10 protein-coding genes are annotated in these 11,299 nt (G+C 63.0%); 4 read left to right on the top strand and 6 right to left on the bottom strand.

What is annotated here, in order from left to right:
• Window positions 1-230: 230 nt before the first annotated feature.
• The 6 genes from fba to tkt form a co-directional block, all read right to left on the bottom strand.
• Complete coding sequence (gene fba / locus B2J77_RS01965; protein WP_023533056.1) at window positions 231-1,295, bottom strand: class II fructose-bisphosphate aldolase; 1,065 nt, start codon at window positions 1,293-1,295, stop codon at window positions 231-233.
• Between the two features lie 118 nt (window positions 1,296-1,413).
• Entirely contained in the window at window positions 1,414-1,743 is a 330-nt protein-coding gene (locus tag B2J77_RS01960; protein WP_078477880.1) for an MliC family protein, read from the bottom strand.
• A gap of 74 nt (window positions 1,744-1,817) precedes the next feature.
• Complete coding sequence (locus B2J77_RS01955; RefSeq protein ID WP_058604036.1) at window positions 1,818-2,069, bottom strand: hypothetical protein; 252 nt, start codon at window positions 2,067-2,069, stop codon at window positions 1,818-1,820.
• Window positions 2,069-3,232: a phosphoglycerate kinase gene (locus B2J77_RS01950; RefSeq protein ID WP_058604037.1), complete on the bottom strand. Its 1,164-nt coding sequence runs from the start codon at window positions 3,230-3,232 to the stop codon at window positions 2,069-2,071. Before B2J77_RS01950 ends, B2J77_RS01955 begins: the two co-directional genes overlap by 1 nt.
• A gap of 12 nt (window positions 3,233-3,244) precedes the next feature.
• Entirely contained in the window at window positions 3,245-4,306 is a 1,062-nt protein-coding gene (epd, locus tag B2J77_RS01945) for an erythrose-4-phosphate dehydrogenase (RefSeq protein ID WP_058604038.1), read from the bottom strand.
• Window positions 4,307-4,490: 184 nt separating this feature from the next.
• A complete protein-coding gene (gene tkt / locus B2J77_RS01940) occupies window positions 4,491-6,488 on the bottom strand; it encodes a transketolase (RefSeq protein ID WP_078477879.1) in 1,998 nt (665 codons plus the stop codon).
• Window positions 6,489-6,716: 228 nt separating this feature from the next.
• On the opposite strand from tkt, the gene B2J77_RS01935 reads away from it, so the two are divergent.
• The 4 genes from B2J77_RS01935 to B2J77_RS01920 all read left to right on the top strand — a co-directional run bounded on the left by B2J77_RS01935 (window position 6,717) and on the right by B2J77_RS01920 (window position 11,290).
• On the top strand, window positions 6,717-7,709 hold the full coding sequence (locus tag B2J77_RS01935; protein WP_078477878.1) for an ArsR/SmtB family transcription factor: 993 nt from the start codon (window positions 6,717-6,719) through the stop codon (window positions 7,707-7,709).
• Window positions 7,710-7,727: 18 nt separating this feature from the next.
• Window positions 7,728-8,918 (top strand): methionine adenosyltransferase, encoded by a 1,191-nt coding sequence (metK, locus tag B2J77_RS01930; protein ID WP_023532964.1) that lies wholly within the window; start codon window positions 7,728-7,730, stop codon window positions 8,916-8,918.
• 143 nt (window positions 8,919-9,061) lie between these two features.
• The gene (gene ligB / locus B2J77_RS01925; RefSeq protein ID WP_078477877.1) at window positions 9,062-10,759 is read left to right on the top strand and encodes an NAD-dependent DNA ligase LigB; all 1,698 of its coding nucleotides are present in this window, start codon (window positions 9,062-9,064) and stop codon (window positions 10,757-10,759) included.
• Between the two features lie 138 nt (window positions 10,760-10,897).
• The gene (locus B2J77_RS01920) at window positions 10,898-11,290 is read left to right on the top strand and encodes a DUF1090 domain-containing protein (RefSeq protein WP_078477876.1); all 393 of its coding nucleotides are present in this window, start codon (window positions 10,898-10,900) and stop codon (window positions 11,288-11,290) included.
• Window positions 11,291-11,299 lie beyond the last annotated feature (9 nt).

Here is an 11,299-nt window from a genome sequence, read left to right as displayed (position 1 = left end):
CTGCATCTCTGTTATATGACCGACTACAAACTGGCCGTTGGATCCAGTTTTACCCCAGGCATGAGCTGATAGCACGCATCACAAGCCAAAACCATCAGTCACTGACTGAAGGTAGCCGACCGATAGCGGTTTCGCTGACATTCTGTGATACGCAACGGCAGATCGGTTTCGCAGCCACTGCCAGAAACGAAAAACCCGCATCGCTGCGGGTTTTTTCGAGGCCGGGTGGCTTAGTTGACCTTTGCAGCCAACTCGCCTTTGGCGTAGCGCTGGAACATGCCTTCCAGGGAGATCGGCTTGATCTTCGAGGCATGGCCGGCAGTGCCGAATGCTTCGTAACGGGCGATGCACACGTCGCGCATGGCTTTTACGGTTTCAGCGAAGAACTTGCGCGGGTCGAACTCGCTTGGGTTCATGGCCATGTGACGACGGATGGCACCGGTGGACGCCAGACGCAGGTCGGTGTCGATGTTGACCTTGCGCACGCCGTACTTGATGCCTTCGACGATTTCCTCGACCGGCACACCGTAGGTTTCCTTGATGTCGCCGCCGTACTGGTTGATGATCGCCAGCCACTCCTGCGGTACCGAGGAAGAGCCGTGCATCACCAGGTGGGTGTCGGGGATGCGCTTGTGGATTTCCTTGATGCGGTCGATGGCCAGCACGTCACCGGTAGGCGGCTTGGTGAACTTGTACGCACCATGGCTGGTGCCGATGGCGATGGCCAGGGCATCGACCTGGGTCTTCTTGACGAAGTCGGCCGCTTCTTCAGGGTCGGTCAGCATCTGGCTGTGGTCGAGCACGCCTTCGGCACCGATACCGTCTTCTTCACCGGCCATGCCGGTTTCCAGCGAGCCCAGGCAACCCAGTTCGCCTTCTACCGACACACCACAGGCATGGGCCATGGCAACGGTCTGCTGGGTGACGCGCACGTTGTATTCGTAGTCGGTCGGGGTCTTGCCGTCTTCGCCGAGCGAGCCGTCCATCATGACCGAGCTGAAGCCCAGCTGGATGGAACGCTGGCAGACATCCGGGCTGGTGCCGTGATCCTGGTGCATGCACACCGGGATATGCGGGAATTCTTCGATGGCCGCCAGGATCAGGTGGCGCAGGAACGGCGCACCCGCGTACTTGCGCGCACCAGCCGAGGCCTGGACGATCACAGGGGAGTCGGTCTTGTCAGCCGCTTCCATGATGGCGCGCATCTGCTCGAGGTTGTTGACGTTGAAAGCCGGTACGCCGTAACCGAACTCGGCGGCGTGGTCCAGCATCTGGCGCATGCTAATGAGTGCCATTGTGTATCTCTCTCCCGACAAGCGTCGTTGTTTCGTGCAAGCCTGCCGCAGGGGCGGTTGCTGTTCAAGTAGTGTGGGCCACCTAGGCTTTTCACACAGAGCCTAGCGGCCCGGCCAGTCACGGTGCCTTGCAGCCCCGCCCTATCAGATCGTTGGTCGCCACCCAGTACACCAGGCCTTCCTCACCCTGGGTATGGAATGCCAGCATGCCGTCGCTGTACAGCGCGCCGGACGCGCCGGGCTCGGCCTTGAGCCGGTACACCTGGTCGCCGCCACCAAGACGCACGTCGACCTGGTCCCGCTGCGGGTCGGCAAACCGCCACAGCACTTCGGCCTGGGTGTCGCAGACCCAGCGGGTCCAGTTGTCCGCCGGCGCGGTGTGCGCCGGTTGCAGCAGTGAACATCCTGCCAGTGTCGCCAGGGCCATTACGGCCAAGAGCGCTTTCATTCAATTACCTCGATGGGCAGTACACGGCCCTTCTCCAAGACCACAAACCGGCCTGCAGGTTGCCGGCGGCCCGATCAAGGGCAGCCTGGCGCCTTGCGCTGGTGCTCTTCGTCGTACTTTTCCAGGCCTTCCGGGCCTACGCGCTTGCTGATCACCGGCACGGTTTCGGCTTGCCATTCGGACTGATAGCACCCGCCCTTGGGCGGTTGCGCCGGGTCGTCCTGGGCATCCGGGCTGCCGGCGCAGGCGCTCAGCAGCCCGGCCAGCAGCAACACAGGCAACTGCTTGGCCACCAGGCCACTCCTTTTGCCAGGCGCCGTGTTCATCAGGCTTTGGCCCGCTCTTCGAGCATGGCCACCGCTGGCAGGACTTTGCCTTCGACGAATTCGAGGAAGGCGCCGCCACCGGTAGAAATGTAGGAGATATCCTGGCTGACGCCATATTTGTCGATGGCCGCCAGGGTATCACCGCCACCGGCAATGGAGAACGCGGCGCTGTCGGCGATCGCCTTGGCCAGCACCTGGGTGCCATTGCCGAACTGATCGAACTCGAATACGCCGACCGGGCCATTCCACAGGATGGTCTTGGAGGACTTGAGCAAGTCGGCGAACTGGGCGGCGGTCTGCGGGCCGATGTCCAGGATCATGTCGTCGGCAGCGACATCGGCAATGGCCTTGACGGTGGCTTCGGCGTCTTCGGCAAAGGCCTTGGCAACCACCACATCGACAGGCAGCGGCACGCTGACCTTGGCGGCAATGGCCTTGGCCGTTTCGACCAGATCAGGCTCGTACAGCGACTTACCGACCGGGTGCCCGGCAGCCGCCAGGAAGGTGTTGGCGATGCCGCCACCGACGATCAGCTGATCGCATACCGAGCTCAGGCTGTTGAGCACGTCCAGCTTGGTGGAAACCTTGGAACCGGCAACGATGGCGGCCATTGGCTTGGCCGGGGCCTTCAGCGCCTTGCCCAGGGCATCCAGCTCAGCTGCCAGCAACGGGCCAGCCGCCGCGACCTTGGCGAACTTGGCAACGCCATGGGTAGAACCCTCGGCGCGGTGCGCCGTGCCGAAGGCGTCCATCACGAACACGTCGCACAATGCCGCGTACTGCTGGGCCAGCTCATCGGCGTTCTTCTTCTCGCCCTTGTTGAAGCGCACGTTCTCGAACAGCACCAGCTCGCCGGCCTTGATCTCGACGCCATCGAGGTAGTCACCCACCAGTGGTACGTCGCGGCCCAGCGCCTGGCTCAAGTACTGGGCAACCGGCTTGAGGCTGTTTTCGGCAGAGAATTCACCTTCAGTGGGGCGGCCCAGGTGCGAGCAGACCATCACCGCCGCGCCCTTTTCCAAGGCCAGCTTGATGGTCGGCAGCGCCGCCTGGATGCGCGCATCGCTGGTCACCACACCGTCCTTGACAGGCACGTTCAGGTCTTCGCGAATCAGTACGCGCTTACCTTGCAGGTCGAGGTCGGTCATCTTCAACACGGTCATGAATGCGGTCCTTCAGGGCTGTTTGTTGCGGTTTGGGTGGACGACGTGCAGAAAATGTCCGGCGACGTCGAGCATACGGTTTGCAAACCCCCATTCGTTGTCGAACCAGGCCAGCAGGTTGACCAGGCGCGGGCCTGATACACGGGTCTGGCTGGCATCGACGATGGCCGAATGCGGGTCGTGGTTGAAATCACAACTGGCGTGGGGCAGCTCAGTATAGGCCAGCAGGCCTTTGAGCGGCCCGGTCAGCGCGGCCTCGCGCAGCACCCTGTTGACCTCGGCTGCGGTGGTGTCGCGAGCGGTCTGCAAGGTGATGTCCAGGCACGAGACGTTGACCGTCGGCACGCGTACCGCTTTGGCCTGGATTCGCCCGGCAAGTTCCGGGAGCAGGCGCTCGATGCCGCGCGCAAGCCCGGTGGACACCGGAATCACCGACTGGAACGCCGAACGGGTACGGCGCAGGTCTTCATGGTGATAGGCGTCGATCACCGGCTGATCGTTCATGGCCGAGTGAATGGTGGTGATCTGTACGTAGTCGATGCCAAATGCCTGATCCAGCACCCTCAGCAGCGGTACACCGCAGTTGGTGGTGCACGAAGCATTGGAGACTAGGCGCTCAGTGCCGGTCAGGCAATCCTGGTTGATACCGTAGACCACCGTGGCATCGACGTCGGCCTCGCTGGCCATGGGCTGGGAAAACAGCACCCGTGGCGCACCCGCCTCAAGAAAGCGCTGGCCATCGGCACGGGTGTTGTAGGCCCCGGAACACTCCAGGACCAGGTCCACGTCCAGGGCTGCCCAGTCGATGCCTTCGGGCGTGGCGCTGCGCATCACCTTTACGCAATCGCCATTGATATGCAGGCAATCGCCATCGACCTTGACCTCGCCGGGAAAGCGCCCGTGGGTGGAGTCGAAGCGGGTGAGGTATTCCAGGCTGGCCTGGTCGGCCAGGTCGTTGAGTGCGACGATCTCGAAATCGGCCCTGCTGCCCCGCTCGAACAGCGCGCGCAGAACACAGCGGCCGATACGGCCATAACCGTTGAGTGCAACTTTATAGGGACGCAAGTGGGACATTCGTTGACTCGCTAAGCGTGATGGCTTCGAGGCCGCATGGCGGCCTATCGCGGCACAAGGCCGCTTCCACAGGTACCACGCCGTTGCTGGCAGGGTAGTACCTGTGGAAGCGGCCTCATGGCGCGATGGAGGGCGACGCCCTCCCCTCGCACGACCAGGAGGGCATCCTGCCCTCCCTGATACATCAGTCTTCCAGCAGCTCTTCGGCAGTACCCAGGATGTTCTCCAGGGTGAAGCCGAATTCTTCGAACAGTGCCGAAGCCGGCGCCGACTCACCGTAGGTGGTCATGCCGATGACGCGGCCTTCGAGGCCGACGTACTTGTACCAGAAGTCCGCATGGGCCGCTTCGATGGCGATACGGGCGCTGACTTCCAACGGCAACACCGACTGCTTGTAGGCAGCATCCTGGGCATCGAACACGCTGGTCGACGGCATGGACACCACGCGCACGTTGCGGCCCTGCTCGGTCAGCTTGTCGTAGGCCTGAACGGCCAGGCCCACTTCCGAGCCGGTGGCGATCAGGATCAGCTCCGGCTCGCCCGCGCAATCCTTGAGCACGTAGCCGCCACGGCTGATGGCAGCGAGCTGCTGCGCATCGCGAGCCTGGTGCTGCAGGTTCTGGCGCGAGAAGATCAGCGCCGATGGGCCATCCTTGCGCTCCAGGGCGTTCTTCCAGGCCACGGCCGACTCCACGGCATCTGCGGGGCGCCAGGTGTCCAGGTTCGGCGTGGTGCGCAGGCTGGTCAGCTGCTCGATCGGCTGGTGGGTCGGGCCGTCTTCGCCCAGGCCAATGGAGTCGTGGGTGTAGACGTGGATAACGCGCTGTTTCATCAACGCCGACATGCGCACGGCATTGCGGGCATATTCCATGAACATCAGGAAAGTCGCGCCGTAAGGCACCAGACCGCCGTGCAGTGCCACGCCGTTCATGATGGCGGTCATGCCGAACTCACGTACGCCGTAGAACACGTAGTTACCGCTGGCGTCGCCGGCTTCCACACCCTTGCAACCCTTCCACAGGGTCAGGTTGGAACCGGCCAGATCCGCCGAGCCGCCAAGGAATTCAGGCAACATCGGGCCATAGGCGTTCAGGGCATTCTGGCTGGCCTTGCGGCTGGCGATGGTTTCGCCCTTGGCCGCCACTTCCTCGATGTAGGCCTGGGCCTTTTCGCTGAAATCGGCAGGCAGGTCACCGGCCATGCGGCGCTTGAACTCTGCGGCCAGCTCCGGATGAGCCTGGGCGTAGGCCTCGAAACGCTGGTTCCACTCGGCTTCGGCTTTGGCACCGGCTTGCTTGGCGTCCCACTCGGCATAGATGTCGGCAGGGATTTCGAACGGACCGTGGTTCCAGCCCAATGCCTGACGGGTCAGGGCAATTTCGTCGTTGCCCAACGGCGCGCCGTGGGACTCTTCCTTGCCCTGCTTGTTCGGCGAACCGAAACCGATGGTGGTCTTGCAGCAGATCAGGGTCGGACGGTCGCTCTTGCGGGCGGTCTCGATGGCCGTCTTGATCTCTTCGGCGTCGTGGCCGTTGACGTTGCGGATCACCTGCCAGTTGTAGGCTTCAAAGCGCGCCGGGGTATTGTCGGTGAACCAGCCATGCACTTCGCCGTCGATGGAAATGCCGTTGTCGTCGTAGAAGGCGATCAGCTTGTTCAGCCCCAGGGTGCCGGCCAGTGAGGCCACTTCGTGGGAGATGCCTTCCATCATGCAGCCATCGCCCAGGAACACGTAGGTGTTGTGGTCGACGATGGTGTGGCCGTCACGGTTGAACTGGGCCGCCATGACCTTTTCGGCCAGGGCGAAGCCCACGGCGTTGGCGATGCCTTGGCCGAGCGGGCCGGTGGTGGTTTCCACCCCAGGGGTGTAACCGTGCTCCGGGTGGCCAGGGGTACGGCTGTGCAGTTGACGGAAGCCCTTGAGGTCGTCGATCGACAGGTCGTAGCCAGTCAGGTGCAGCAGCGAGTAGATGAGCATCGAGCCGTGGCCGTTGGACAGCACGAAGCGGTCGCGATCGGGAAATGCCGGGTTGCTCGGGTTGTGCTTGAGGTAGTCGCGCCAAAGAACTTCGGCGATATCCGCCATGCCCATGGGGGCACCGGGGTGGCCGCTGTTGGCCTTTTGCACGGCATCCATGCTAAGGGCACGAATGGCGTTGGCACGTTCACGACGGCTGGGCATCGCTGATCTCCTGGGGGCTTGAATAGGTGGTATTACGAAAAAGGCGGCCATTTTCGCCCACTGGGGCGCTTGGGGCAAACATTTAAGCAGCAGGCGGCGTGCATTAGTCCGAGCATCGGGCGCAATGGCAACGCCAGGGCCAGGGCGACTGGGTAGCAGGCCTGCAATATCAAAACTTTTTGATATAGAACTTGCTAGGGCAACGATGCCTGTCTAGACTCCCGCACCATGAACCTTCGTGCGCAAGCAATTCCGGAACAACGCGAGGCACTGGCCGCCCTGTGCAAGGCCAGTGGCGACGAGTTGCGCCTGAATGTACTGCGCGCCCTGGCCAACGATTCCTTCGGCGTGCTGGAGCTGGCGCAGATCTTCGACATCGGTCAGTCGGGCATGAGCCACCACCTCAAGGTGCTGGCCCAGGCCGACCTGGTCGCCACCCGTCGGGAAGGCAACGCCATTTTCTATCGCCGTGCCCTACCCGATAGCCTGCGCCTGGGCGGGCGCCTGCACGCCGCGTTGCTCGACGAGGTCGATAACCTGGCCTTGCCCGCTGAGGTGCAGGGCCGCATCGCCCAGGTGCAGCAGCGCCGCGCAGCAACCAGCCAGGACTTCTTCCTGCGTGTGGAAGAACGCTTTCGCGCCCAGCAGGACCTGATCGCAGGCTTGCCGCAATACCGCGAGAGCCTGCTGGCGCTGCTCGACAAACTGCATTTCGACCCAAGCGCCAGCGCGCTTGAAGTCGGCCCCGGCGATGGCGGGTTTCTGCCGGACCTGGCTCGGCGCTTTGCCCAGGTCACGGCGCTGGACAACAGCCCGACCATGCTCGAACTCGCCCGCCAGGTCTGTCAGCGCGAAGGGCTGGACAATGTGAACCTGCAGTTGGCCGATGCACTGGGTGCAACGGATGTGGTCGCTGACTGCGTTGTGCTGAACATGGTCCTGCACCATTTCAGCGACCCGGCCCTGGCGTTGTGCCAGCTGGCCAAACGGGTGAAAGCAGGCGGCAGCCTGCTGATCACCGAGTTGTGCAGCCATGACCAGGGGTGGGCGCGGGAAGCCTGCGGCGACCTGTGGCTCGGCTTCGAACAGGACGACTTGGCCCGCTGGGCCAACGCGGCAGGCCTGTCCCACGGGGATAGCCTGTACGTAGGCCTGCGTAACGGTTTCCAGATCCAGGTCCGCCATTTCCAGCGGACGGCTGGCGACATACACCATCGGTAAATTTCAGGAACCTTCGAGATGAGCGAATACTCCCTTTTCACCTCCGAGTCCGTGTCCGAAGGGCATCCGGATAAAATCGCCGACCAGATTTCGGACGCCGTGCTGGATGCGATCATCGCCCAGGACAAGTACGCCCGCGTCGCCTGTGAAACGCTGGTCAAGACCGGCGTGGCGATCATTGCCGGCGAGGTGAGCACCTCGGCCTGGGTCGACCTTGAGGACCTGGTACGCAAGGTCATCATCGACATCGGCTACAACAGCTCGGACGTAGGCTTCGACGGTGCCACCTGCGCCGTGATGAACATCATCGGCAAGCAGTCGGTGGACATCGCCCAGGGCGTCGACCGTTCCAAGCCAGAAGACCAGGGCGCCGGTGACCAGGGCCTGATGTTCGGCTACGCCAGCAACGAGACCGAAGTGCTGATGCCAGCGCCGATCTGCTTCTCGCACCGCCTGGTCGAACGCCAGGCCGAAGCACGCAAGTCTGGCCTGCTGCCCTGGCTGCGCCCGGATGCCAAGTCGCAGGTCACCTGCCGCTACGAAGGTGGCAAGGTCGTGGGCATCGATGCGGTGGTCCTGTCCACCCAGCATAACCCTGAGGTATCGCAGAAAGACCTGCAGGAAGCGGTCATGGAACTGATCGTCAAGCACACGCTGCCTGCCGAGCTGCTGCACAAGGGTACCCAGTACCACATCAACCCGACCGGCAACTTCATCATCGGCGGCCCGGTCGGTGACTGCGGTCTGACCGGTCGCAAGATCATCGTCGACTCCTACGGCGGCATGGCCCGCCACGGTGGCGGCGCGTTCTCGGGCAAGGACCCGTCCAAGGTCGACCGTTCCGCCGCCTATGCCGGCCGCTACGTAGCCAAGAACATCGTCGCCGCCGGCCTGGCCGAGCGCTGCGAGATCCAGGTCTCGTATGCCATCGGCGTGGCCCAGCCGACTTCCATCTCGATCAACACCTTTGGCACCGGCAAAGTGTCGGACGAGAAGATCATCCAGCTGGTGCGCGAGTGCTTCGACCTGCGTCCATATGCCATCACCACCATGCTCGACCTGCTGCACCCGATGTACCAGGAAACCGCTGCCTACGGCCACTTCGGCCGCACCCCGCAACAAAAAACAGTGGGTGACGACACCTTCACCACCTTCACCTGGGAACGCACCGACCGCGCTGAAGCGCTGCGTGACGCTGCCGGCCTGTAATTTCCTACAGCGCTGAGCGAAAGCCCCTGCCGAGCAATCGGCAGGGGCTTTTTTGTGACATATCGCCTGACAAACCGCCCGAGGCGAACACCGTGAAAAACCCATAGGCTCGGCACATCCTCAGCCACGCAAGGAAGCGGGCCATGCCAATCGTATTGCTGCTGATCATGGTGGTGTTCCACCTGCCGCCGACCTGGGCCAACCCGTGCCCGGATTGGACACCGTCGCGCTCACACGCTGAGATCGCCCAGCTGAGCGCCACGCTCGCGCACTGGGACGAACGTTATCACCGTGACGGCGTGGCACTGGTGGCCGATGAGCTGTATGACCAGAGCCGCGATCACCTGGCCATGCTGCAACGCTGCGTTGGCCTTGCGACCCAGGCCTCGCCGCTGGCCAGCGCAGGTGGCCCAGTCGTCCATCCCGTGCCGCACACCGGCGTGCAGAAGCTGGCCGACTTCCAGCGTGTTGCCGGCTGGATGGTTGGCAAGACTGACCTATGGATACAGCCAAAGGTCGATGGCGTGGCCGTTTCACTGATCTACCGCCAAGGCCGGCTGACCCAGTTGATCAGCCGAGGCGACGGGGTCCAGGGACACGATTGGAGCCGCCACATCCCACAACTCGGACGGATTGTCCGGCGACTGCCCCACCCGCTCGATCTGTCGGTTCAAGGCGAGCTCTACTTGCGCCTTGAGGGCCACATACAGGCAAGCGCAGGGGGTATAAATGCCCGTGGCACGGTCGCCGGCCTGCTTGCTCGCCACCAAATCGACGAGGAACAAGGCGCCCGCATCGGTCTGTTCGTGTGGGATTGGCCCAACGGGCCTGAGCAGCAAACCGAGCGCCTGTCGCAGCTGGTCCAGTTAGGTTTTGCGGACAGTCAGCATTACAGCGTTGCGATCAATACTCCCGAAGAAGCTGCGCGGTGGCGGGACCACTGGTTCAGCACGCCGCTACACTTCGCCAGCGACGGGGTGATCCTGCGCCAGGGCAAACGCCCACCCGCCCAACGCTGGCAGGCCAAGGCGCCGTACTGGATCGCAGCCTGGAAATACCCCTACGCACGAAAGTTGGCGCAGGTACGCGATGTGCGCTTCCAGGTCGGCCGTACTGGCAAGGTTACCCCCATCGTTCACCTCGAGCCGGTCACCCTCGATGACCGACGCGTGACCCGTATCAGCCTGGGTTCGCTGTCACGCTGGCAGGCATTGGACGTTCGGCCAGGCGACCAGATAGCCATTAGCCTGGCGGGGCTGACCATCCCCCGTTTCGAGCAGATCGTGCATTACTCGGTCGAACGCCAGCCAGTCAACGCACCTGCAGTCGACCAATACCATGCCCATAGCTGCTGGCGTGCTGGAGAAGGCTGCAATGAGCAGTTCATCGCCCGCCTCAGCTGGCTGGCCGGCAAACAGGGCCTGGTCCTGCCTGGGATGGGCCCAGGGACCTGGCGGCGACTGGTCGAGGCAGGCCTGGTGTCGACGATGACCGACTGGCTGGAGCTCGATGAGGGGCGCCTGCAACAGGTGCCAGGCATCAGCGCTCTGAGGGCAGCCCAATTGCTAGCCGCCTTCGAGCAGGCCCGCTCGCGCCCATTTTCCCAATGGGTTCGCGGTATAGGAGCACCCATTGGCAAAGGTGTGCTGCTGCCCGGTGACTGGCCGACAGTGGTTGCCCAGACGCACGTGCAGTGGCAAGCCCAGCCTGGCATCGGCTCGAAAAGGGCGGACGAACTTGCGCGATTCTTCGCCAGCGCCGAGGTGCAAGCCATTGCAGCCCATCTGGCCGGGCAGGCTGTAGACGGGTTCTCGGAGCAGCCGCTCAGGCCTGAGCAATGATTATTTACCAAAAAAACTGTAGGAAAAGCCGGAGATTTAGCGGCCCAGCTTTATCAAGGGTTTCTAAATAGCCAAAACCAAGGCAGGATTTCCATCCAGAATTTTTCTCGTTGCCCTGCCCCGTCCAGGAGGCTTTTCATGAAACGCTTTTCCCCCCTTTTTCTGCTCGCGGCCTTGGGCCTGGGCGCAGGCACTGTACAAGCAGCCGCGCCCGATGCCGGCCTGACAGGTTGCGGCGCCAAGCGCAGCGCGATCGAGAACCAGCTCAAAATCGCCCGTGAGCATGGCAATGCCGCTCAGGCGGCCGGGCTGGAAGAAGCCTTGCGTGGCGTAGCCAACTGCACTGACGCCAGCCTACGCAAGGAGCGTGAGCAGAAGGTGCTCGATGCGCGCCATGAGGTGGCCCAGCGAGAGAAAGACCTGAAAAAGGCCGAGAAGAAGGGCGATGCCGAAAAGATCAACAAGCGCAAGGACAAGCTCGCCGAGTCCCGCAAGGAACTGCAGGACGCGGTAGACGACCTTGACCGCTGAGGCCAGCGC

This window comes from Pseudomonas parafulva, from assembly GCF_002021815.1.
Taxonomy (GTDB): Bacteria; Pseudomonadota; Gammaproteobacteria; order Pseudomonadales; family Pseudomonadaceae; genus Aquipseudomonas; species Aquipseudomonas parafulva_B.
Note: the sequence above shows the minus strand (reverse complement) of the source record. Positions and strands in the feature narration are given on the sequence as shown.

Excerpts from the sequence above, each read along its gene's own strand:
- fba (WP_023533056.1), bottom strand. The coding sequence starts at position 1,295 with ATGGCACTCATTAGCATGCGCCAGATGCTGGACCACGCCGCCGAGTTC.
- B2J77_RS01920 (WP_078477876.1), top strand. The coding sequence starts at position 10,898 with ATGAAACGCTTTTCCCCCCTTTTTCTGCTCGCGGCCTTGGGCCTGGGC.
- ligB (WP_078477877.1), top strand. The coding sequence starts at position 9,062 with ATGCCAATCGTATTGCTGCTGATCATGGTGGTGTTCCACCTGCCGCCG.
- B2J77_RS01950 (WP_058604037.1), bottom strand. The coding sequence starts at position 3,232 with ATGACCGTGTTGAAGATGACCGACCTCGACCTGCAAGGTAAGCGCGTA.
- metK (WP_023532964.1), top strand. The coding sequence starts at position 7,728 with ATGAGCGAATACTCCCTTTTCACCTCCGAGTCCGTGTCCGAAGGGCAT.
- B2J77_RS01935 (WP_078477878.1), top strand. The coding sequence starts at position 6,717 with ATGAACCTTCGTGCGCAAGCAATTCCGGAACAACGCGAGGCACTGGCC.
- tkt (WP_078477879.1), bottom strand. The coding sequence starts at position 6,488 with ATGCCCAGCCGTCGTGAACGTGCCAACGCCATTCGTGCCCTTAGCATG.
- B2J77_RS01960 (WP_078477880.1), bottom strand. The coding sequence starts at position 1,743 with ATGAAAGCGCTCTTGGCCGTAATGGCCCTGGCGACACTGGCAGGATGT.
- B2J77_RS01955 (WP_058604036.1), bottom strand. The coding sequence starts at position 2,069 with ATGAACACGGCGCCTGGCAAAAGGAGTGGCCTGGTGGCCAAGCAGTTG.
- epd (WP_058604038.1), bottom strand. The coding sequence starts at position 4,306 with ATGTCCCACTTGCGTCCCTATAAAGTTGCACTCAACGGTTATGGCCGT.